19 protein-coding genes are annotated in these 21,254 nt (G+C 63.5%); 12 read left to right on the forward strand and 7 right to left on the reverse strand.

Annotation, left to right across the window (positions count from 1 at the left end):
- Position 1 precedes the first annotated feature (1 nt).
- The 3 genes from AC1MGT_RS05780 to AC1MGT_RS05790 all read left to right on the forward strand — a co-directional run bounded on the left by AC1MGT_RS05780 (position 2) and on the right by AC1MGT_RS05790 (position 5,654).
- On the forward strand, positions 2 to 3,190 hold the full coding sequence (locus AC1MGT_RS05780; protein ID WP_499503385.1) for an efflux RND transporter permease subunit: 3,189 nt from the start codon (positions 2 to 4) through the stop codon (positions 3,188 to 3,190).
- Positions 3,187 to 4,635, forward strand: coding sequence for an efflux transporter outer membrane subunit (locus AC1MGT_RS05785; RefSeq protein ID WP_499503386.1), 1,449 nt, complete (start codon positions 3,187 to 3,189; stop codon positions 4,633 to 4,635). The genes AC1MGT_RS05780 and AC1MGT_RS05785 overlap by 4 nt, the downstream gene beginning before the upstream one ends.
- Before the next feature lie 209 nt (positions 4,636 to 4,844).
- Positions 4,845 to 5,654: a zinc-binding metallopeptidase family protein gene (locus AC1MGT_RS05790; RefSeq protein WP_499503387.1), complete on the forward strand. Its 810-nt coding sequence runs from the start codon at positions 4,845 to 4,847 to the stop codon at positions 5,652 to 5,654.
- 13 nt (positions 5,655 to 5,667) lie between these two features.
- Here AC1MGT_RS05790 and hemW read toward each other — a convergent pair whose 3' ends face one another.
- The 5 genes from hemW to AC1MGT_RS05815 form a co-directional block, all read right to left on the reverse strand.
- A complete protein-coding gene (hemW, locus tag AC1MGT_RS05795) occupies positions 5,668 to 6,918 on the reverse strand; it encodes a radical SAM family heme chaperone HemW (RefSeq protein WP_499503388.1) in 1,251 nt (416 codons plus the stop codon).
- Position 6,919: 1 nt separating this feature from the next.
- Positions 6,920 to 7,510 carry an RdgB/HAM1 family non-canonical purine NTP pyrophosphatase gene (rdgB, locus tag AC1MGT_RS05800; protein ID WP_499504254.1) on the reverse strand — a complete coding sequence of 197 codons (591 nt, stop codon included), beginning with the start codon at positions 7,508 to 7,510 and terminating at the stop codon, positions 6,920 to 6,922.
- 79 nt (positions 7,511 to 7,589) lie between these two features.
- A complete protein-coding gene (gene rph, locus AC1MGT_RS05805) occupies positions 7,590 to 8,321 on the reverse strand; it encodes a ribonuclease PH (RefSeq protein WP_499503389.1) in 732 nt (243 codons plus the stop codon).
- 11 nt (positions 8,322 to 8,332) lie between these two features.
- On the reverse strand, positions 8,333 to 9,262 hold the full coding sequence (locus AC1MGT_RS05810) for a PP2C family protein-serine/threonine phosphatase (RefSeq protein ID WP_332533761.1): 930 nt from the start codon (positions 9,260 to 9,262) through the stop codon (positions 8,333 to 8,335).
- Positions 9,263 to 9,270: 8 nt separating this feature from the next.
- Positions 9,271 to 10,284 (reverse strand): serine/threonine-protein kinase, encoded by a 1,014-nt coding sequence (locus tag AC1MGT_RS05815; RefSeq protein ID WP_499503390.1) that lies wholly within the window; start codon positions 10,282 to 10,284, stop codon positions 9,271 to 9,273.
- Between the two features lie 94 nt (positions 10,285 to 10,378).
- On the opposite strand from AC1MGT_RS05815, the gene AC1MGT_RS05820 reads away from it, so the two are divergent.
- The 4 genes from AC1MGT_RS05820 to AC1MGT_RS05835 all read left to right on the forward strand — a co-directional run bounded on the left by AC1MGT_RS05820 (position 10,379) and on the right by AC1MGT_RS05835 (position 14,677).
- Positions 10,379 to 11,266, forward strand: a complete 888-nt coding sequence (locus AC1MGT_RS05820) for a YicC/YloC family endoribonuclease (RefSeq protein ID WP_499503391.1) — start codon at positions 10,379 to 10,381, stop codon at positions 11,264 to 11,266.
- Positions 11,267 to 11,404: 138 nt separating this feature from the next.
- Positions 11,405 to 12,052, forward strand: coding sequence for a guanylate kinase (gene gmk, locus AC1MGT_RS05825; RefSeq protein ID WP_499503392.1), 648 nt, complete (start codon positions 11,405 to 11,407; stop codon positions 12,050 to 12,052).
- Between the two features lie 90 nt (positions 12,053 to 12,142).
- On the forward strand, positions 12,143 to 12,346 hold the full coding sequence (gene rpoZ / locus AC1MGT_RS05830) for a DNA-directed RNA polymerase subunit omega (RefSeq protein ID WP_019922806.1): 204 nt from the start codon (positions 12,143 to 12,145) through the stop codon (positions 12,344 to 12,346).
- Between the two features lie 78 nt (positions 12,347 to 12,424).
- Positions 12,425 to 14,677, forward strand: a complete 2,253-nt coding sequence (locus AC1MGT_RS05835; RefSeq protein ID WP_499503393.1) for a RelA/SpoT family protein — start codon at positions 12,425 to 12,427, stop codon at positions 14,675 to 14,677.
- 120 nt (positions 14,678 to 14,797) lie between these two features.
- Here the strand turns inward: AC1MGT_RS05835 and AC1MGT_RS05840 are convergent, their stop codons facing one another.
- On the reverse strand, positions 14,798 to 15,397 hold the full coding sequence (locus AC1MGT_RS05840; RefSeq protein WP_499503394.1) for a biliverdin-producing heme oxygenase: 600 nt from the start codon (positions 15,395 to 15,397) through the stop codon (positions 14,798 to 14,800).
- 28 nt (positions 15,398 to 15,425) lie between these two features.
- The gene (greB, locus tag AC1MGT_RS05845) at positions 15,426 to 15,992 is read right to left on the reverse strand and encodes a transcription elongation factor GreB (RefSeq protein WP_499503395.1); all 567 of its coding nucleotides are present in this window, start codon (positions 15,990 to 15,992) and stop codon (positions 15,426 to 15,428) included.
- A 47-nt stretch (positions 15,993 to 16,039) separates the two neighbouring features.
- Here greB and AC1MGT_RS05850 point away from each other — a divergent pair, with 47 nt between their 5' ends.
- The 5 genes from AC1MGT_RS05850 to AC1MGT_RS05870 all read left to right on the forward strand — a co-directional run bounded on the left by AC1MGT_RS05850 (position 16,040) and on the right by AC1MGT_RS05870 (position 21,147).
- Positions 16,040 to 16,732 carry a sensor histidine kinase gene (locus AC1MGT_RS05850; protein WP_499503396.1) on the forward strand — a complete coding sequence of 231 codons (693 nt, stop codon included), beginning with the start codon at positions 16,040 to 16,042 and terminating at the stop codon, positions 16,730 to 16,732.
- Positions 16,725 to 17,372, forward strand: a complete 648-nt coding sequence (locus tag AC1MGT_RS05855) for a response regulator (protein ID WP_183555683.1) — start codon at positions 16,725 to 16,727, stop codon at positions 17,370 to 17,372. The genes AC1MGT_RS05850 and AC1MGT_RS05855 overlap by 8 nt, the downstream gene beginning before the upstream one ends.
- A gap of 102 nt (positions 17,373 to 17,474) precedes the next feature.
- Positions 17,475 to 19,073, forward strand: coding sequence for a GGDEF domain-containing protein (locus tag AC1MGT_RS05860; protein ID WP_499503397.1), 1,599 nt, complete (start codon positions 17,475 to 17,477; stop codon positions 19,071 to 19,073).
- A 192-nt stretch (positions 19,074 to 19,265) separates the two neighbouring features.
- Positions 19,266 to 20,717, forward strand: coding sequence for a flagellin N-terminal helical domain-containing protein (locus AC1MGT_RS05865; protein WP_499503398.1), 1,452 nt, complete (start codon positions 19,266 to 19,268; stop codon positions 20,715 to 20,717).
- Between the two features lie 85 nt (positions 20,718 to 20,802).
- Positions 20,803 to 21,147: a flagellar protein FlaG gene (locus AC1MGT_RS05870; RefSeq protein WP_332532351.1), complete on the forward strand. Its 345-nt coding sequence runs from the start codon at positions 20,803 to 20,805 to the stop codon at positions 21,145 to 21,147.
- The last annotated feature ends 107 nt before the right edge of the window (positions 21,148 to 21,254 follow it).

A 21,254-nucleotide genomic window follows, 5' to 3' on the forward strand; every position in this document is an offset into this window, starting at 1 on the left:
AATGGCACGTTTTTTTATTGACCGCCCAATTTTTGCATGGGTGATCGCGCTGTTCATCATGGTGCTGGGTACTGTTGCGATCAAGCAGTTGCCGATCGCCCAATACCCATCCGTGGCGCCACCCGCGATCGTCGTCAACGTCACCTACCCGGGTGCGTCGGCGCAGACTCTGGAGGATTCCGTCATCTCGATTATCGAACGCGAGATGAACGGCGCCCAGGGCATGATCTATATGGAATCGACCAGCCAGGCCAACGGCACTGGCTCGATTACCATTTCTTTCGAGACCGGCACTGATCCGGAACTGGCCCAGGTTGATGTTCAGAACCGCCTGTCGCGCGCGACCCCGCGTCTGCCGCCGGCGGTGACGCAGCAGGGTGTGCGCGTCGACAAGTCGCGCTCGAACTTCCTGCTGTTTACGATCCTGTCGTCGGATGACCCGAAGATGGACAATATTGCGCTGGGCGACTACGCCTCGCGCAATGTGCTGCCTGAAATCCAGCGTATTACCGGCGTTGGCCAGGCCCAGCTGTTCGGTACCGAGAAGGCCATGCGGATCTGGATCGATCCGACCAAGCTGGTCGGCTACAACCTGTCGCCGGCCGACGTCACGAGCGCGATCTCGCAGCAGAATGCCCAGGTCGCATCGGGCACGATCGGCGACTTGCCGATCGCGCAAGGCCAGCAGATCAGCGCCACCGTCATCGTGACGGGCCAGCTGTCGAACGTCGAACAGTTCGGCAACATCGTGCTGCGCGCCAACCAGGACGGCTCGACCGTGCGCCTGAAGGACGTGGCCCGCATCGAAGTCGGCGGCCAGTCGTACAGCACCACGGCGCGCCTGAACGGCAAGCCATCGGCCGGTATCGGCGTGCAGCTGGCGCCATCCGGCAACGCCCTTGAAACCGCGGATCTGATCAAGGCCCGCATGGCAGAGCTGCAGAAGCTCTTCCCGAACGGCATCAAGTACTCGATCCCGTACGACTCCACCACCTTCATCTCGATTTCGATCGAGCAAGTGGTCCACACGCTGATCGAAGCGATCGTGCTGGTGTTCCTGGTGATGTACCTGTTCCTGCAGAACTTCCGCTATACGCTGATCCCGACCATCGTGGTGCCAATCGCACTGCTGGGCTCGTTCGCCTGCCTGCTGGCGATGGGCTTCTCGATCAACGTGCTGACCATGTTCGGCATGGTGCTGGTGATTGGTATCGTCGTCGATGATGCCATTGTGGTGGTCGAGAACGTCGAGCGCATCATGAGCGAGGAAGGCTTGCCGCCGCTGGAAGCCACGCGCAAGGCAATGGGCCAGATTTCGGGCGCCATCATTGGCGTGACCGTCGTCCTGATCGCCGTGTTCGTGCCGCTGGCCTTCTTCGCCGGCGCGGTCGGCAACATCTACCGCCAGTTCTCGGTCGTCATGGTGACCTCGATCGCCTTCTCGGCGTTCCTGGCGCTGTCGCTGACCCCGGCGCTGTGCGCACACCTGCTCAAACCGATCGAAGCCGGCCACAATCACACCAAGAAGGGCTTCTTTGGCTGGTTCAACCGCAAGTTCACCACCGGTGCCAAGAAGTACGAAGGCTTCGTCGGCGCTCTCATGAAGCGTGCCGGCCGCTGGATGGTCGTGTTTGCCGTGCTGGTCGTCGTGGTCGGTGTGATGTTCACGCGCCTGCCGAATTCGTTCCTGCCGAACGAAGACCAGGGCTATGTGATCGCCAACGTCCAGCTGCCGCCAGGCGCGACTGCCGAACGTACCGGCACCGTGATGCGTGCAATGGAAGAGTTCGTGATGAAGCAGCCGGAAACGGCCAACATCGTGGCCATTACCGGCTTCTCGTTCTCGGGCCAGGGCCAGAACATGGGCCTGGCGTTCATCCCGATGAAGGCATGGGACGAGCGCAAGGGTGACGGCCAGGACGCGCAATCGTTCGCGGGCCGCATCACCGGCCACATGGGCGCGCTGCGCGACTCGTTCATCTTCGTGGTGAGCCCGCCGCCGATCCCGGAGCTGGGTACCGGCACCGGCTTCTCGTTCCGCCTGCAGGATCGTGCCGGCAACGGTCACGCAGCCCTGCTGGCGGCGCGTAACCAGATGCTGGGCATGGCGTCGCAGAGCAAGATCCTGACGGGCATGCGTCCGGAAGGCCTGGAAGATGCGCCGCAGCTCAAGCTGAACATCAACCGCGACAAGGCGCAAGCCCTGGGCGTGACCTTCGCTGCGATCAATACGGCGCTGTCGACGTCGATGGGTTCGTCGTACGTCAACGACTTCCCGAATGCCGGCCGCCTGCAGCGCGTGATCGTGCAGGCCGATGCGCCACAGCGCATGCAGCCGGACGACCTGCTGCGCATCAATGCGATGAATACCCAGGGCCAGCCGGTGCCGCTGTCGTCGTTCGCGACGACCGAATGGACCACCGGCCCGATGCAGACCAACCGCTACAACGGCTATCCTGCAATGAAACTGACGGGTGAAGCAGCGCCGGGTTACTCGAGCGGCGAAGCGCTGGACGAAATGCAGCGTCTGGCCGAGCGCCTGCCGCCTGGTTTCGCTTACGAGTGGACCGGCCAGTCGCGCGAGGAACTGCTGTCCGGTTCGACCGTGTTCATCCTGATCGGCTTTGCACTGCTGGCCGTGTTCCTGGCCCTGGCCGCGCTGTATGAAAGCTGGACCATCCCGGTGGCCGTGCTGCTGGTGGTACCGCTGGGTATTCTCGGCTCGCTGCTGGCGGCCAATATGCGGGGCTTGTCAAACGACGTCTACTTCAAGGTCGGCCTGATCACCATCATTGGCCTGGCGGCGAAGAACGCGATTCTGATCGTCGAATTCGCCAAGGACCTGCAAGCCGAAGGCAAGTCACCGTTCGACGCGGCGCTTGAAGCGGCTCACCTGCGCTTCCGTCCGATCATCATGACGTCGCTCGCCTTCATCCTCGGCGTGCTGCCGCTGGTCCTCGCGGGCGGCGCTGGTTCGGCATCGCAGCGCGCCATCGGTACCGGCGTAATGGGCGGTATGATTACGGCCACCGTGCTCGGCGTGATTTTCGTGCCAGTGTTCTTCGTCGTGATTCGCACGCTCTTCAAGGGCAGCGAGCGCCAGAACAAGATGTACGCCCATGCGCAGGAAAAACAGCATGCCCTGGAAAAGCAGGAACGCCAGGCCGCAGAAGAAGGGAAACAAGTATGATCAAGCATATCAAACTGATCGTCACGCCACTGGCGCTGTCGATGGCACTCGCCGGCTGCATGTCGCTGGCGCCGGACTATGAGCGCCCTGCTGCCCCGGTGGCAAGCGCCTTCCCGGCCGTGCCACAGGCCGCCACGGCATCGACCAGCCCGGTAATCACCCAGGCGCCTGCCGCGGTCGCCTGGCAGCAGTTCTTTGCCGATCCACGCCTGCGTCAGCTGATCGACCAGGCACTGGTGAATAACCGTGACCTGCGCATCGCCATCGCCAACATCGAGCAGGCGCGTGCGCAGTACCGCATCACGCGGGCCGATCGCCTGCCATCGGTGGGCCTGGGTGTCAGCGGCAACCGCCAGACCGTCGGTGAAGACCAGCCGATCAACAGCCAGTACCAGGCCGGCCTGCAAGTCACGTCGTTTGAGCTCGACCTGTTCGGCCGGGTACGCAACCTGAGCGAAGCCGCGCTGGCGCAATACTTGGCCACCGAAGAAGCGCGCAAGACCACGCAGATCAGCCTGATCGCATCGGTCGCCAACGCTTATCTGCAATTGCTGGCCGACGAAGAGCTGCTGCGCATCACGCAGGACACGCTCAAGACGCGCCAGGATTCGGATCGTCTGACGCAGCTGCGTTTCGAAAACGGCGTCGCATCGCGCCTGGACATCCAGCAATCGCGTTCGCTTGTTGAAACGGCCCTGGCCACGCTGGCGCAGCAACAGCGCTTCCGCGCCCAGGACATCAACCTGCTGACGCTGCTGGTCGGCCAGCCGCTGCCGGCCGACGTCTCGACCGGCGCCACGCTGGCCAAGACCGAGCTGCCCGACCTGCCGGCCGGTCTGCCATCGGACCTGCTGGCCAACCGCCCGGACATCCGCGCGGCCGAGCAGGAACTGATCGCGGCCAACGCCAATATCGGCGCGGCCCGCGCGAACTTCTTCCCGCGCATCTCGCTGACGGGCAGCGCCGGCAGCGCCAGCACCGAGCTGTCGGGCCTGTTCGAGAGCGGCACCTGGGGCTGGTCGTTCGCACCGCAGGCGATCCTGCCGATCTTCGATTACGGCCGCAACACCGCGACGCTGGGCGCCGCACGTGCCCAGCGCGACATCGCCGTGGCGCGCTACGAGCAATCGATCCAGACCGCGTTCCGCGAAGTAGCGGACGCCCTGGCCGGCCAGGCGACGTACAGCGAACAGCTGCGCGCGCAGGCAGCCGTGACCGAAGCCGAAGCCGACCGCTTCAACCTGTCCGACCTGCGCTTCCGCAGCGGCGCCGCCAGCCAGCTCGACCTGCTCGACGCACAGCGTTCGCTGTTCCAGTCGCAGCAGTTGTCGGTGCAGGCCAATCTGCTGCGTTTGCAGAACCAGGTCGCGTTGTATCGCGTGCTGGGTGGTGGTTGGGTGGAACCAGCGGCGCAAGCTGATGGGGCGCCGGTGGCGGCGAGGTAAGTTGCGACGTTGCTGACGCAAACGAGAACCGGGCCTGTGTGGCCCGGTTTTTTTTTGTGTGAAGGCGGTCATCGTTCCCGCTGTGGCATCCACGCCGCAGCACGTTGTAGCGCGGCATTGCCCTCCCCTGGCGCCGCAGATATCCGCGGGATTGGCTACACTGGTCGCATCGATTGCCGACGACGCGCCGCAAGGCGCTGTGTGACGCCATGAGAAATTTCTTCAATTCGCACTGGAAAGTCATCATCGCGATCCTGCTCGCGATCGTGCTGGCGACCCTGACCGTCGACACCCAATCCGACGCCGCGCCTTTGGCGGCGCGCCTGCAAGCTCATGCCCGGGCTCTGGCGCCGGACGCGCCAAGCAGTCCCATGCAGTACGTCGACACATCGCTGCGCCGGTATGGCTACGTGCTGGACAGGCAGCGGATCGGCAGCGGCAACGCCAGCCATCCCGGCGACAGCATCGAAGCAACGCTTGCCGGCGTGACGCCCGGTGTCATGCCAATCCGTACGTTCGTGATCGGCGCCCGCGTCGGGCCGGGCGGCGATGTCGGCGCGGCGGCCGTGCTTGAACTGGCGCGCGCCGTCAAGGATCTGCGGCCCGCGTGGGGGACAGAGATCCGCTTCGTGTTCTTCATGGGAGATGCGGGTTCAGGTGAGGAGGACACTGGCGCCGGCAACTTCATCGCGTTCATCGGCACACCCGATGGCGCGCAGCGCGTGAGCCAGGCCTTTGCAGCACTACGCAGCGACCCGCAGCTGATGCACCACGGGCTGGCGACGTCGGCCCACGTGATGGGCTTGACGCTATCTAGCCATGGCGATGGCAGCCCAGCCAAGACGACCCTCTTGATCACCGGCAGCGACTTTCTCGGCTACCCCTATTTCTACACCGCGCCATTGCCCGCCGACGAGAATGCCGATATGCAGCAGCGCGGCGAATTCGACGGCCTGGCGCGCGTCGTGGCCGGCCTCACACGCACGCTCACCGCGATGGCAGGCGTCGTGCAGGCCTGAAAAACCGAGACGCTTACTCGGCCAAAAACATTTCCTGCAAATCGTTCAGAAAACGCTGGCCCAGTTCCGTTGGTTTGATCAGCTTGTGATCGCGGTAGATCAGCCCCCTGGCCTCGGCCTCGTTGAGCGACTTCGTGATCGTATTGATGCTCATCCCGGTGCGCTCGCCGAACAGGTTCGGATCGAAGCCGCCAGTCAGGCGCAGCGTGTTGAGCATGAACTCGAAGCCCATGTCGGTGCGGCCGATTTCGTGCTCTTCCTGCACCGGATTGCCGCGCTTTGCCGCCTCGATGAACGATGCCGGCTGCTTGTAGCGGGCCTGGCGCAGGATGCGATGCGGGAACGAGATCTTCGAATGGGCCCCGGCGCCAATGCCCAGGTAGTCGCCGAACTGCCAGTAATTCAGGTTGTGGCGCGCGCGCCGGCCCGCTCTTGCGTAGGCCGAGACTTCGTAGTGATCGTAGCCCGCAGCGCCCGTCACTTCGGCAATCATGTCCTGCATGTCGGCGCTCAGGTCGTCGTCCGGCAGTGATGGCGGGTACTTGGCGAAGACCGTGTTCGGCTCCATCGTCAGGTGGTAGAGCGACAGGTGCGGCGGCGCGAACGCAAGCGCCGTTTCCAGGTCGTGGCGCGCCTCAGCCAGCGTCTGCGACGGCAGCGCGTACATCAGGTCGAGATTGAAGTTGTCGAACGTGTTCTTCGCGATCTCGACCGCGCGCAGCGCTTCGTCGCCGTCGTGGATGCGGCCCAGCGCCTTCAGGTGCGCCGGGTTGAAACTCTGGATGCCGATCGACAGGCGGTTGATGCCGCTCTCGCGATAACTCTTGAAGCGCTCGGCCTCGAAGGTGCCGGGATTGGCTTCCATCGTGATCTCGGCGTCGAGTTCCAGCGGCAGCAAGGTGCGCAGGTCGGACATCAGGCGATCCAGCCCTGCCGCCGACATCAGGCTCGGCGTACCGCCGCCGATGAACACGGTGTGGATCTTGCGGCCCCAGATCAGCGGCAGCGACTGTTCCAGGTCCAGGCGCAGCGCGTCCAGGTAATCCTTCTCGGGCAGCTCGCCCTTGCCCTCGTGCGAATTGAAATCGCAGTACGGACATTTGCGCACGCACCATGGCCAGTGCACGTACAGCGACAGCGGCGGCAGTGCCGTCAGGTTCAGCGCGCCAGGCTGCAGGTATTGCAGCGCGGCCGTCGCGGGCGAACGGGGCTCGCCGGCCAACGGTTGCGGCACGTTTTCGCCGACGAATTTAATGGGGATCATGTCAGGTGTTTTTCAGTTTCTCGACCAGCGCGCGCAGCGCCTGGCCACGGTGCGACAGCGCGTTCTTTTCGTCCGGCGCCAGTTCGGCCGTGGTCTTGCCCAGCGACGGGATCAAGAAATACGGGTCGTAGCCGAAGCCGTTCTCGCCGCGCGGCGTGGCGATGATTTCGCCGTTCCAGCGGCCGTCGGCGATGATCGGCTGCGGGTCTTCCGGGTGGCGCACGTAGACCAGCACGCAATAGTAATAAGCCGATTTGTCGCTGAGCGTGGACAGATCGGCGACGAGCTTGCGGCTGTTGTTGGCGTCGGACTTCGGTTCTCCAGCGTAGCGGGCTGAATACACGCCGGGCGCGCCGCCGAGGGCATTGACGCAGACGCCCGAATCGTCGGCCAGCGCCGGCAAGCCGGTCAGGCGCGACGCGTGGCGCGCCTTGGCCAGCGCGTTTTCAACGAAGGTGCCGAACGGCTCTTCTGCTTCCGGGACGTCGAATTCGCCCTGCGGATGCAGGTCGAGGCCGATGGGGCCGAGCAGCTGGGCGAATTCCTTGAGTTTGCCGGCGTTGTTGGAGGCGAGGATCAGGCGCTGGGTCATGGTGGTCACGGTGCTGGTGAGGAAACCGGTCATTTTACCGGCTTCGCGCACCTGCTGCGCAGGAACTGGGCAACCGCAGTCAGCCCACGCGCAGCGCCTGCTTCTGCAAATGGATCAGGTCGGCGATCCCCGTCTGGGCCAGGTCGAGCAGGCGGTCCATGGCGGCGCGGTCGAACGCGGCGCCTTCGGCCGTGCCCTGCACTTCGATGAAATGGCCCTGGTCGTTCATCACCACGTTCATGTCGGTATCGCAGTCCGAATCTTCCGGATAGTCCAGGTCGAGCACCGGCACGCCGTTCACCATGCCGACCGACACGGCCGCGACGAAATGCCGTACCGGCAGCGCCGTGATCGCGCACGACGACAAAAGCGTGCTGAAGGCGTCGTGCGCAGCCACCATCGCGCCCGTGATGGCGGCGGTGCGGGTGCCGCCGTCGGCCTGGATCACATCGCAATCCAGATGCAGCGTGCGCTCACCGAACGCGTGCAGGTTGAACGCGGCGCGCAGCGAGCGGCCGATCAGGCGCTGGATTTCCTGCGTGCGCCCGCTCTGCTTGCCGCGCGCCGCTTCGCGGTCCATGCGCTTGTGGGTCGAGCGCGGCAGCATCCCGTATTCGGCGGTCAGCCAGCCCTGGCCCTTCCCTTTCAGGAAGGCCGGCACCTTGTCCTCGATGCTGGCCGTGCAGATCACCTTGGTGTCGCCGAACTCGATCAGCACCGAGCCTTCGGCGTGCCGCGTGTAGTTGCGGGTGATGACGATCGGGCGCAACTGGTCTGGCGCGCGGCCGCTCGGGCGCGGTGGGTAGGTCATGGGGTCGGTCCTTACTTGAGCAGCTGGGAGGATTTTTCGATCGCTTCGCGGATCTCGGCGATGGCTTTTTCGATATCGTCTTCGTCGAATGCATCGCTGCCTTCGGGCAGCGGGTCGCCCGCGACGATGGTGGAACTCACGGCATCCTCGGCCAGCATTTGGGTCGAGATCACATTGAGGGCATCGGCATCGATGGTGCCGGCCGCGCCCTGCCAGGCAATGGCCAGCGCGGTCGTGTTGTCGGCCTGCGCCCCGCCGATGGCGGCGGCCATCTGCACCAGTTCCGGCACCGCCTGCACGACGCCGCTGGTGGCCAGGCGATGCACGATCTCGGTTTCGGGCAGGGTCGACCACAAGCCGTCCGAGCACAGCAGCAGCATGTCGCCATGCTGCAGGCTGTGCTGCTGCGACAGCTCGATCTTCGGCGCACTCGAAGCGCCCAGGCAGTTATAGAGCCTGTTGCGGTCGGGGTGCGTGTTGCGCTCGGACGGGTCGGCGCGGCCGCGCTCGAGCAGGTACTCGAAATGCGAGTGGTCGCGCGTGCAGGCCAGCACCTGCTTGCGCCGTACCCAGTACAGGCGCGAGTCGCCGACGTGCGCCCAGACGGCGCAGTTGTGCTGGATCAGGCACGCCACGACGGTGGTGCGCGGGATCTCGGACAGGCCGTGGGTGACGGCGTAGGCCTGGATATCGTGGTGCGCCTGCAGCAGCGCTTCTTCAAGGAAGCGCTCGGGCTTTTTCACATACGGACGCGCCTGCAGACGAAACATCGCCGACACCGTCTGCAGCGCAATGGTCGCGGCGATCTCGCCGCCCAGGTGCCCGCCCATGCCGTCGGCCAGCAGCAGCAGCAAGGCGTCGCGCGTGTAGCAGTAGCCCATCCGGTCCTGGTTGACCTTGCGCCCGCCAATATGGCTTTGTTGATACACCGAGAATTGCATGACTTCCTTTAATCGCGCCGGAATGCGCCGAGACGGTCGACCAGTCCGCGCCAGCCGCCGCGTGCTTCATGTGCGTCCACCGCCTCGTCCGAGGCGCCGGGTACCGATGGGACCGTGGCCCGCGCCGGGGGCGGCGCGGCCGGCGCGGCCTGCAGCACCTTCTGTATCTCGAACACGCTTTGCGGCCGCATCAATGGGTCGAGCGCCAGGCACGCGGCCACCAGTTTGACCAGCTCCGGTGAATAATAGCCTGCCAGGCGCGCCAGGTGGCGCGGCACGTGATCGTCCATGCGACGCGCATCGACCGGTGGCGGCATCGAGCGGCTCATGCAGGCGAGCATGGCCGCGCCCAGGCTGTAAATATCGGTCCAGGGGCCGAGCGCCGCGCCGCGTGTATACAGGTCGGGCGCAGCGAAGCCCGGCGTGTACATCGGGGCGAGCATCGGGGCGTCGGTGTGCAGCGTCTGGCGCGCGGCGCCGAAGTCGAGCAGCAGTGGCGAGCCGTCAGTACGCAGATAGATGTTGGCCGGTTTGAGGTCGAGGTGCAGCAGCTTGTTGGCGTGGACTTCGCGCAGGCCGCTGCAGACGCCATGGAACACCTGGCGCACGAAGTTTTCACTCAAGCCATTGCCTTTGGCAGCTGCGCGCGCGATGTGTTCCTGCAGCGAGTGGCCGGACTCGTAGGCCATGACCATGTATACAGTCTCATGGGCGCGAAAGAAGTTAAGTACGCGCACCACGTTCGGGTGGACGATGCGCGCCAGGGCGCGGCCTTCTTCGAAAAAACACTTCAGGCCGATGCGAAACACCGCCAGGTGCGGCTTGGCCACCACGGGAATCAATTGCCCCGGCTGACGCAGCGCCAGCGCACTTGGGAGGTACTCCTTGATGGCTACTGCATTGCCCTCGCTGTCATAGGCAAGATAAACAATACTGAACCCGCCGGACGCAATTTTCTTTACAATGCGGTATCCGGCAATTTCGAGTCCTGCGGGCAGAGGAGCGTTATTCTGTGCAGCCATCCAATTGAGTTTCCTTGCTAAACAGCGCGATTGTGTGGATAAATGTCGGCTTTGTAAAGAATAAAAACCGGGGATTTCATTGAGCATTTCAAGCATGACAGGTTATGCGGTCGCCACCAGCGAAGGCGCTGCGGGAACCCTCACGATCGAAATCAAGAGCGTCAACTCGCGCTTCCTCGATTTGCAGTTCCGCATCAATGACGATTTGCGCGCGCTGGAACCCGATCTGCGAACGGCCATCATGGCCGCCATCCAGCGCGGCAAGGTCGAAGTACGCGTCTCGTTTGGCCGCAAGGTCAGCGGCGGCGCCGCAGCGCTCAATCAGGAACTGCTGGCCGACCTGGCCCGCCTGCAAGGCGAAGTGACACGTCACTTCGCGCAGGCCGCGCCCATGACAGTGGCTGAGCTGCTGCGCTGGCCCGGCGTCATCGAAGAATCGACCATCGGCCAGGAGTCGCTCCAGGCCGACGTCGCCGCGCTCACGATCACCACCATCGCCGCGTTCGTCGACAGCCGCCGGCGCGAAGGCGCGGCACTCGAAACGATGCTGCAATCGCGCATCGAATCGATGGAAGCGATCGTCAAGCGCATCACGCCGCTGATCCCGCAAGTCATTTCGCAATTCCAGAACAAGGCCATCGACCGCATGCAGGATGCGCTGGGCCTGGCCGGCCACGGCAATCCGTCGACGCTCACGCGTCAGGAAGTGCTGGAGCGGATTCGCCAGGAAGTGACCCTGTACGGTATCCGGATCGACGTGTCCGAAGAATTGTCGCGCCTGTCGGCGCACCTGAACGAAACGCGCCACATCCTGAAAAAGGGTGGCCAGGTCGGCAAGCGCCTCGACTTCATGATGCAGGAGCTCAATCGCGAAGCCAACACGCTGGGCGCCAAGGCGTCGGTGAAGGAGCTGGCTGATGCGTCGATGGAGCTCAAGCTGCTCATCGAGCAGATGCGTGAACAGGTGCAGAACCTCGAGTAAGCACGAGAATTGAATCGGTAGCGATACCAGCGCCGGTTGAACGCGTGGACGGGTTTCCCGTCCACGCGTTCAACGTTAACATGACCACCCGCGACACCATGCTCGCGCACATACCCGTACTGACAAAGGACCCCCGCCATGCTCCTACAAGCCTTTTCCGGCAGCCTGTTCGTCGTCGCCGCGCCATCCGGCGCCGGCAAATCGACCCTGGTCAACGCCTTGCTGGCGAACGAACCGGGCATCAAGCTGTCCATCTCCACCACCACCCGCGCACCGCGCCCGGGCGAGCAGGATGGCCGCGAATACCATTTCACGACCGCCGACGACTTCGTCACGCGCGCCGACCGGGGTGAGTTTCTCGAGTGGGCTGAAGTGCACGGCAATTACTACGGCACGAGCCGCTTGTCGGTCGAGCAGGAAATGAAAAACGGCACGGATATCTTGCTCGAAATCGACTGGCAAGGCGCGCGCCAGGTGCGCAAGCTGTTCCCGGACGCGGCCGGTATTTTCATCCTGCCGCCATCAATCGAAGCGCTGGAACAGCGTCTGCACAAGCGTGGCACCGACGAGCCGCACATCATCACGCGGCGCCTGCTGGCGGCGGGCGGCGAGATCGCTCACGCACCCGACTTCGAATATGCTATCATCAACGAAGAGTTTAACGTCGCCCTGGCTGAGCTGCAGGCGATTGTCAAAGCGACACGTTGCCGATTTGCCCAACAAGCTGCCCGCAACGCTACGCTGTTTGCCCAGCTGGGAATCCACGCGAATCAACCACAATCTTGACGAGCGCGCCGTTGCAGGCGCGCCGCACGCGTTGTTTTCACTCTTTGTCGCACTCATTGTCATCCAACATTCAGCAACCCAGGAGCACACATGGCCCGCATTACCATCGAAGACTGCCTCAAGAACATCCCGAACCGTTTCCAGCTGACCCTGGCAGCAACGTATCGTGCGCGCCAGCTGCTGCAAGGCCACACCCCAAAGGTCGAAGCCAAGGACAAGCCAACCGTCGTCGCCCTGCGCGAGATCGCCGCTGGTAAAGTCGGCATCGAAATGCTGAAAAAAGTCCCGATGTAATCCCATTCGGGGTTGCCTGAATTTGCGTTATCCCGTCTTCTGTTATTCTGATCTCACCGCAGCCAGACGATTAACGTAATGAACCTGTTACCTCCAGATTCACCCGCTTCACGCAACCCCGCTCCGCGCGAGCGGCGGGCAGACAATCGTCCGCCCGATTTCATCGAGCCCGTCGGCCCTATCGTGCCCGGCGTGGCCTCGGTGACGCAGCTGATCACCAAGCTGTCCGAATACCTCACCCCTGCCGAGCTCAAAAAGGTCAAGGAAGCCTACCGCTTCTCCGACGAGATGCACCTGGGCCAGGTCCGCAAATCGGGCGAGCCCTATATCTCCCATCCGATTGCCGTTGCCGAGATCTGCGCCGAGTGGAAACTTGATGCGCAAGCCATCATGGCTGCGCTGCTGCATGACGTGATCGAAGACCAGGACGTCAAGAAGGATGAGCTGATCGAGCGCTTCGGCGCCCAGGTCGCCAACCTTGTCGACGGCCTGTCCAAGCTCGAGAAAATCGAATTCCAGAGCCAGCTCGAAGCGCAGGCGGAAAACTTCCGCAAGATGCTGCTGGCGATGGCGTCGGACGTGCGCGTCATCCTGATCAAGCTGGCCGACCGCCTGCACAATATGCGCACGCTCGGCTTCATGATTCCAGCCAAGAAGCGCCGCATCGCCGGCGAGACGATGGAAGTCTACGTGCCGATTGCGCACCGCCTCGGCCTGAACAATATCTACCGCGAGCTGCAGGACCTGTCGTTCTCGCACCTGTATCCGGTGCGCTACCAGACGCTGTCCAAGGCGATCAAGTCGGCGCGCGGCAACCGGCGCGAAGTGGTCAAGAAAATCCTCGAAGCGGTCAAGAACCAGCTCGAGGCCGGCGGCCTGAAAGCCGAAGTGCACGGCCGCGAAAAGACCCTGTACGGCATCTACAAGAAGATGCGTAACAAGCACCTGTCGTTCTCGCAGGTGCTCGACGTGTATGGTTTCCGCGTTGTCGTCGACAGCGTGGCCGAGTGTTACGTGGCCCTCGGCACCCTGCACGCGCTGTACAAGCCGATGCCGGGCAAGTTCAAGGACTACATCGCCATCGGCAAGATCAACGGCTACCAGTCGCTGCACACGACGCTGATCGGCCCGTACGGCACGCCTGTCGAATTCCAGATCCGCACGCAGGACATGCACCGGACCGCCGAAAGCGGCGTGGCGGCGCACTGGCTGTACAAGACGGGCGAATCGAATATGTCCGATCTGCAGCAGCGCACCCATGCGTGGCTGCAGTCGCTGCTCGACATCCAGCAGCAGACGGGCGACTCGGCCGAGTTCCTCGAACACGTCAAGGTCGACCTGTTCCCCGATTCGGTGTACGTGTTTACGCCCAAGTCGAAGATCATCGCCCTGCCCCGCGGCGCGACGGCGCTCGACTTCGCCTACTCGATCCACACCGGCATCGGCGACCATACGGTGGGCGTCAAGATCAACCACGAAGAGCAACCGCTGCGCACCGAACTGCACAACGGCGACATCGTCGAGATCATCACGCAGCCCGATTCGCGCCCGAGTCCTACCTGGCTGACGTTTGTCCGCACCGGCAAGGCGCGCTCGGCGATCCGCCATCACCTGCGCCTGGTCGACGTCAACGAGTCGGCCGAGCTGGGTCTCGAACTGCTGACCCAGGCACTGGCCGTACGCAACATCAAGCCCGATTTGCCGGCCAGCGTCGTCGAGCGGCTGCTGGGCGAGTCGTCGGCCAATTCGATGGAAGAAGTGTACGCCGACATCGGCATCGGCAAGCGCATGCCGACGCTGGTGGCGCGCCAGATTTTCGGCCTGATGGAGGGCGACCCCGATCTGCTGCCGTCGAGCAAACCGCTGCCAGCCAGCGACATCGCACCGGTGACGATCTATGGCAGCGAAGGCGTGGCGGTCCAGCTGGCGCCGTGCTGCCTGCCGATTCCGGGCGACCAGATCACGGGCCAGCTGCGCCGCGACCAGGCGCTGGTGGTGCACACCTGCGATTGCCAGACGGCCAAGCGCCTGCTGGCAAAGGAACCCGACCGCTGGATCGCCGTGCAGTGGGGCGACGATCTCAACCGCCGCTTCGACTGCCGTATCCGCCTGCTGATCAACAATGAAAAAGGCATCCTCGCCCGCGTGGCTGCCGAGATCGGCGAGTCCGACGCCAACATCACGTATGTGGGCATGGACGAAGACGACGAAAACATGATGACGCAGCTGCGTTTCACGATCCAGATCGCCGACCGAGTGCACCTGGCGCAACTGATTCGCAATCTGCGCCGAGTGGCCGGGGTGAATCGGGTGGAACGCGAGCGGACCTAATTTTCGTTGTCGGGGGGCTTGCCGGTAGGGTGGGCGGCTATGCCGTCCACGCGTTCAAACCAAATTCGCTCCCTGGTAAGCGGAGGCCTGTTGAACGCGTGGGCGGGAAACCCGCCCACCCTACTTGTCCAGGCTCAGCTTCAGAATACTGTCAAACGCCGCGCAGGCTCCCTCGCAGGCATCGGCGATCTCGTCCGCCGACCTCACATGTTCTTTCAGCGCCAGCATGAACGCGCGCCAGCGCGGGCCCGGCCCGGCGTCACTCCCCTTCAGATACCGCAGCGGATGCGGCGCCAGCGTACCCGCCAGCTTCCCGTACAGCACCTTGCCACCCAGCTGCGAGCCTTCGATCACATAGCACACGCCCCAGCGATAGGCCGCGCTGGCGTCGCGCGGCCACGCGTATGCGAGCGCGGGGGTACGCAGCGGCGGCATGCCTGGCTCGTTCAGGTCGGCTTCGATCAGTGCCAGGCGTTCGACTGGCGACAAGACCTGCTGCGGCCCATCCGGGAACGATTCCAGCCAGGGTAGCAGCGACGCCAGCCAGTCGCGCACCATCGTCAGGTGCGCCGCGTAGTCGTTCAGGTCGGGAGCAGGTCCGGACAGCGGCAGGCCGCTGTCGAGCCGTTCGTGTTGTTCAGTGGTTGCGGCGCGCAGCGCCGCAAGGGGGTCTGCCTGCTGGTGCATCGGACTGTGCGCCGCTTCATGAGGTCGGTTCATGCGCACATAGTAGCACCGGGCTGCGCGCTCAGTCGGCGACGGGCTCGGGATAGTCGACCGAGATGATTTCAAGCTCGTCCATGCCCAGTGGCGTGTGCAACTGCGCGACGTCGCCTTCGCGGCACTTGGTCAAAGCGCGCGCTACGGGCGAGACCCAGCTGATCTTGCCGTGCAACGGATCGAGCTCGTCGATGCCGACGATGGTGATGGTGTGCTCTTCGCCGGCCCCGTTGACATAGCGGACCGTGGCGCCGAAGAACACCTGGTCGTTGCCATGCTGGATGCTCGGATCGACGACAAACGCCGAATCCATGCGCTTGGTAAGAAAGCGGATGCGGCGGTCGATTTCGCGCAGGCGGCGTTTGCCATAGATATAGTCGCCGTTCTCGGAGCGGTCGCCATTGGACGCGGCCCAGTGGACGATGCGCACGACTTCCGGGCGGTCGACGTCGATCAGCTGCAGCAGCTCATCCTTGATGCGCTGGTAGCCGGCCGGGGTGATGTAGTTCTTGGCGCCTTCAGGAATCGCCTGTGCCAGCACCAGGGCTTCATCATCGTCGTCGTTGTCCGACTCTTTTACAAATGCCTTGTTCATGGACGCATTGTAACGAGACTTGCGCGCCCTTGTCGTATCATTCGACCATGCGCCAACCCACCCTGCTCCAGCACGACCGCGACGACGCCGCCCGCCAGGCCGAGCGTACCCGCATTGCGCGCGAACTGCACGATGACCTGGGCGGCAACCTCATCGCCATCAAGATGGCGCTGGCGCGGCTGGCGGCGCGCGTGCCGGCCGACCAGCCCGGCCTGGCCGGCCAGGCGCAGTACATCGACGAGCTCGTCGATCGCACCATCGAGACGGTGCATCGCATCTCGTTCGGCTTGCGCGCCACCGCGCTCGACCTGGGACTGGCGGGCGCCCTCTTATGGCAGGCGGACGAGTTCGCGCGGCAGACCGGCATCGCCGTGATCAGGCACTGTCCCGACGCGCTGACGCCAGAGCCGGCGCCGGCCCACGCCGATGCCCTGTTTCACATCGCCCAGGAAGCATTGACCAATGTTGCCACGCATGCACGCGCGACGCAGGTCACGCTGACGCTGGAAGATGACGGCGGCGAGCTCACGCTGTCCATCTGCGACAACGGCTGCGGCATCGACCCGGCCGCGCGCACCCGGCAGCACGCGTTTGGCCTGCGTGGCATGCACGAACGGGCCAGCGCGCTTGGCGGCGTGCTCTCCTTGTCGCCAGCGCCCGGAGGTGGCACGATGTTGACCGTCAAGACCAGGCTGGCGCCGCCCGTGGCCCCGGCACAGAACAAGAAGCAGAATGAGTGAAAAAGTAACCATCCGGGTATGCATCGCCGATGACCATGCCATCGTGCGCGAAGGACTCAAGCAGATCCTCGCCGACGAGCGCGACATCGTTGTCGCCGGCGAGGCCGAGGATGGCCACGATGCCGTGCGCCTGGCGGGCAAGACACGCTGCCACGTGATGCTGCTCGATATCTCGCTGCCCGACCGCAATGGCATCGACGTGCTCAAGCAGATCAAGAAGGACAAACCCGAACTGTCGGTGCTGATGCTGTCGATGCACCGCGAAGACCAGTACGCAATCCGCGCGCTCAAGGCCGGCGCTGCCGGCTACATCACCAAGCAGAGCGCGCCACGCGAACTGGTCACGGCCATCCGCCTGGTAGCGGGCGGCCAGAAATATGTCAGCGCCGCGCTTGCGCAAACGCTGGCCAGCGCGATCGGCGAAGACCACGAAAGCGCCGCCCACGAAGGCTTGTCCGACCGCGAATACCAGACGCTGACAATGATCGCGTCGGGCATGACCGTCACGCAGATCGCAGGCGAACTGTCGCTGTCGGTCAAGACGATCAGCGAATACCGCGCGCGTCTGTTGGTAAAGATGAAACTGCGGAGCAGCGCCGAGCTGACCACGTATGCGATCCGCAACGGCCTGGTCGACTGACGCCCCTGCCGCGTGTCTTGCCACTGAATAGTTGTTGATGCGAGGCAAATAAACTGCCTATCATGTCGTCAATCCCGCAAACCCGGCACCGCGTTGCAACCCATGTCCACTCCGTCCACACCCGTTCCCGCTGCATCTGGCACTGGTTCCGCTGCAGCTCCCGCAGCGAATCCGGCCGACATCGCACGCGAGGCGTTCCGCCGCCTGGCCACGCGCCGTATCGCGCCGACGCCGGACGCTTATCGCGCCATCTATGACGAGATCGCCGGCACCCCGCCGCCGCCGCCCGCGCCGGCCCCGGATCCAGGGGCCATCGAGGTACTGAACGGGTTCGCGCGCCGCCTGCTCGATACGCCGGGCGAGCTGGCCGACTACGGCCGGCGCATGACGCGCGCCGTCAAGACGGGGGACTGGGGCGGCTACACCCAGGCACTGGGCCAGTTGAGCGAGCGCCATCTGCGGCGCAACACCCCGGTGATGGCGATGGGCGACGAAGAGCCCCAGACGCGCCTGCTGCGCGACATGCTGGCGCGCACGCTGTCGTTCGCCTGCGCCTCGTTGCTGAGCGACAACCCGGAACAGGTCAAGGAGGCCGAAGCGCTTGGCGCACTGGTCAAGACGGCGGTTGGCGAAAGCGAACTGCAGGACATCGAGGCGCGCCTGAAGCAGTTGTGCTTCCAGATCGAACTGCGAAAGGACGACAGCGCCGGCCAGCAGGAACTGCTGCTGCGGCTGTTCCGCCTGCTGCTCGACAATATCGAAGGCTTGCTCGAGGACGACAACTATATGCGCGGCCAGGTTGTGGCGGTGCAGGAACTGATCGCCGGGCCACTCGAAACGCGCGCGCTGGAAGACGCCACGCGCAGCCTGAAAGACGTGATCATCAAGCAAAGTCATCTGAAACATGGCATCGCCGACGTGCGTGCGACGATGAAGAACATGATGATGACGTTTGTCGAGCGCCTGGGCTCGGTGGCCGCCGCGACCGGCGATTATCACGCCAAGCTGGGCGACTTTTCCGAGCGCATCGGCGGCGCGACCGACATCAACGAACTCAATACCCTCCTGAATGACGTGCTGCGCGAGACGCGCCATGCGCAGGACGAAGCGCTGGCCTCGCGCGACCGCATGGTGGGCGCGCACCGCGAAGTGCAGGAAGCCGAGCAGCGCATCCGCGAACTGGAAGCCGAGCTGCAGCATATGAGCGAGCTGGTGCGAGAGGATCAACTGACTGGCAGCCTGAACCGCCGCGGCCTGGACGACGTGTTCGAGCGCGAAAGCGCCCGCGCCGACCGCCGCAACACGCCGCTGTGCGTGGCGCTGCTGGACCTCGACAACTTCAAGCGCCTGAACGACACCTACGGGCACATGGCGGGCGACGCCGCGCTCAAGCACCTGGTCAAGGTCGTGCGCGAGACGCTGCGCGCGATGGACGTGATCGCGCGTTTCGGCGGTGAGGAATTTTTGATCCTGTTGCCCGAGACGACCGTCGACGCGGCAGCGGCGGCCATGGTGCGGGTGCAGCGCGAGCTGACCCGGCATTTCTTCTTGCACGATAACGAGAAGATGCTGATTACCTTCTCGTGCGGGGTGGCGCTGCGGATGCAGAACGAGGAACAGGCGTCGCTGATGGCGCGGGCGGATAAAGCGATGTATCAGGCCAAGAGCAGCGGGAAGAACCGGGTAGTCGTGGCGGAATGACAAGTTCTGAACAGGTGTTTTTCCAGACAGGTAAAAAAAACGATTTATTTTGCGTCCGGCCCTAAACTTTTTCCACAGGGCACCGTTACCAGCAACAACAGCGGTTTGAACGTCACTGAATAACGGGACGGACCAAAGTGAACAGCAGCACGGTCGCTGCACCCCTAGTAAGACCTAGTCTGGAGAAACACCATGGCATCAGTAATCAACACCAACGTCGCATCCCTGAACTCGCAGCGTAACCTGTCGGCGTCGCAATCGCAGCTGAACACCTCGATCCAACGCCTGTCGTCGGGTATGCGCATCAACAGCGCCAAGGATGACGCCGCTGGTCTGGCGATTTCGGACCGCATGAATTCGCAAATCAAGGGCATGACGCAAGCCACCCGCAACGCCAACGATGGCGTGTCGATGGCGCAAACCGCTGAAGGCGCCCTGTCGAGCTCGGGCGACATTCTGCAACGTGTCCGCGAACTGGCTGTCCAGTCGTCGAACTCGTCGAACTCGGCCAGCGACCGCAAGGCCCTGCAGACTGAAGTTACCCAGCTGACCTCGGAATTGAACCGTATCGCCAACACCACCGAATTCAACGGCCAGAAGCTGCTTGACGGTTCGACCGGCACCTCGAATTTCCAGGTTGGCGCCAATGCAGGCCAGCTGATCTCGATGACCGGCGCAAACTTCAACACCTCGACCTATGGTAACAACAGCGTTGCTGTCGATGCCAAGCTTGCCAGCGTTGGCGACTCCAATGGCGTTGTAGCCGGCGCAATCGTCATCAACGGTTCGCAAGGTTCGAAATCGTTCACACCAGTTGCCAACGACACTGCGAAAACCACTGCTGCGAACATCAACAAAGTCAGTGGCGATACTGGTGTGACCGCCTCTGCCAAGACCGATGCCAACCTGGATCTGAAAGCAGGCCAGTCTTTCTCGCTGGAACTGAAGTCGGACAACAGCACTGCAGTGACGATTTCGTTCTCGATCGGTACTGACGACGCCAATGGCCATGCAGGTGCGATCAGCGCCTTCAATGCGCAATCGGCCAAGACCGGTGTCACGGCATCGTACGACACCACGAACGGTGGCATCAAGCTGTCGCACACCGAAGGTAACGACATCAAGGTGAAGAACACCTCCACGGGTGCAGCAACTGGCGATGCGATGTTGTCGACCTACACGGCAGCCGGTGGCAAAAGCACCGCAGCCGAGACAAACGGTACGACGGGCGCTACCGCGATGGGCAAGATCACCATGGACTCGGAGAAGAGCTTCTCGGTCGTCGATGCCACCAGCCTTATGGGCATGACCAAATCGTCGGACCTGAAGTCGGTCGCCAACCTCGACATCAGCACCTTCGACGGCGCCCAGGCAGCCATCAAGGTTGCCGACGCTGCCCTGGCATCAGTCAACAGCCAGCGCGCTGAATACGGCGCACTGCAGTCGCGCTTCGAATCGGCGATCTCGAACCTGTCGTCGTCGACCGAGAACCTGTCGGCATCGCGCAGCCGCATCGTCGACACCGACTTCGCTGCTGAAACCGCCAAGATGACCCGCGGTCAGATCCTGCAGCAGGCTGGTACGTCGATGCTGGCCCAGGCCAACTCGCTGCCGAACGGTGTTCTGTCGCTCCTGCGTGGCTAATCGCTAACGCGTAGTAACAGCACCACTTGGTAAGCGGTTCCCCGGCTGAAGAAATTTGGCTGGGGAATTTTCGTTAGGATACGCCATGCAAATTCCATCCGTTGCAACGTCACCCCTCGCCAAGCTGGACGAACGTCCAGCGGTTGCGAGCGGGCCGGCTGCCCCGGCACCACGGGCAGCACCGGAGAAGGCTGAAGTCGAGCCGAACCGGGACGAGGTGTCGTCCGCCGTCAAGAAGCTCAACGAAGCGCTGCCACAATCGGCGCAGAGCCTGCAATTCGAGATTGACGAAGAGAGCAAGGACCTCGTGGTCAAGATCATCGACCGCGACACGAAGGAAGTCGTCCGCCAGATGCCGACCAAGGAGGCGCTCGAAATGGCCAAATCGATCGACAAGATGGTGGGGCGCCTGCTGAACCAACGTGCCTGACGCGATTCGCTGCTCACCCAAAGCGCCGCACCCCACCAGGTGCGGCGCTTTTTACATGGCGCCGCGACATCATTGGTGACGATCCCCACCAAAATAAAAAGAGAGCC

This window comes from Telluria sp. BA11 (assembly GCF_056680305.1).

Bases quoted from the DNA above. Each gene is read 5' to 3' on its own strand.
- AC1MGT_RS05780 (WP_499503385.1), top strand. From the start codon at position 2: ATGGCACGTTTTTTTATTGACCGCCCAATTTTTGCATGGGTGATCGCG.
- AC1MGT_RS05785 (WP_499503386.1), top strand. From the start codon at position 3,187: ATGATCAAGCATATCAAACTGATCGTCACGCCACTGGCGCTGTCGATG.
- AC1MGT_RS05790 (WP_499503387.1), top strand. From the start codon at position 4,845: ATGAGAAATTTCTTCAATTCGCACTGGAAAGTCATCATCGCGATCCTG.
- hemW (WP_499503388.1), bottom strand. From the start codon at position 6,918: ATGATCCCCATTAAATTCGTCGGCGAAAACGTGCCGCAACCGTTGGCC.
- rdgB (WP_499504254.1), bottom strand. From the start codon at position 7,510: ATGACCCAGCGCCTGATCCTCGCCTCCAACAACGCCGGCAAACTCAAG.
- rph (WP_499503389.1), bottom strand. From the start codon at position 8,321: ATGACCTACCCACCGCGCCCGAGCGGCCGCGCGCCAGACCAGTTGCGC.
- AC1MGT_RS05810 (WP_332533761.1), bottom strand. From the start codon at position 9,262: ATGCAATTCTCGGTGTATCAACAAAGCCATATTGGCGGGCGCAAGGTC.
- AC1MGT_RS05815 (WP_499503390.1), bottom strand. From the start codon at position 10,284: ATGGCTGCACAGAATAACGCTCCTCTGCCCGCAGGACTCGAAATTGCC.
- AC1MGT_RS05820 (WP_499503391.1), top strand. From the start codon at position 10,379: ATGACAGGTTATGCGGTCGCCACCAGCGAAGGCGCTGCGGGAACCCTC.
- gmk (WP_499503392.1), top strand. From the start codon at position 11,405: ATGCTCCTACAAGCCTTTTCCGGCAGCCTGTTCGTCGTCGCCGCGCCA.
- rpoZ (WP_019922806.1), top strand. From the start codon at position 12,143: ATGGCCCGCATTACCATCGAAGACTGCCTCAAGAACATCCCGAACCGT.
- AC1MGT_RS05835 (WP_499503393.1), top strand. From the start codon at position 12,425: ATGAACCTGTTACCTCCAGATTCACCCGCTTCACGCAACCCCGCTCCG.
- AC1MGT_RS05840 (WP_499503394.1), bottom strand. From the start codon at position 15,397: ATGAACCGACCTCATGAAGCGGCGCACAGTCCGATGCACCAGCAGGCA.
- greB (WP_499503395.1), bottom strand. From the start codon at position 15,992: ATGAACAAGGCATTTGTAAAAGAGTCGGACAACGACGACGATGATGAA.
- AC1MGT_RS05850 (WP_499503396.1), top strand. From the start codon at position 16,040: ATGCGCCAACCCACCCTGCTCCAGCACGACCGCGACGACGCCGCCCGC.
- AC1MGT_RS05855 (WP_183555683.1), top strand. From the start codon at position 16,725: ATGAGTGAAAAAGTAACCATCCGGGTATGCATCGCCGATGACCATGCC.
- AC1MGT_RS05860 (WP_499503397.1), top strand. From the start codon at position 17,475: ATGTCCACTCCGTCCACACCCGTTCCCGCTGCATCTGGCACTGGTTCC.
- AC1MGT_RS05865 (WP_499503398.1), top strand. From the start codon at position 19,266: ATGGCATCAGTAATCAACACCAACGTCGCATCCCTGAACTCGCAGCGT.
- AC1MGT_RS05870 (WP_332532351.1), top strand. From the start codon at position 20,803: ATGCAAATTCCATCCGTTGCAACGTCACCCCTCGCCAAGCTGGACGAA.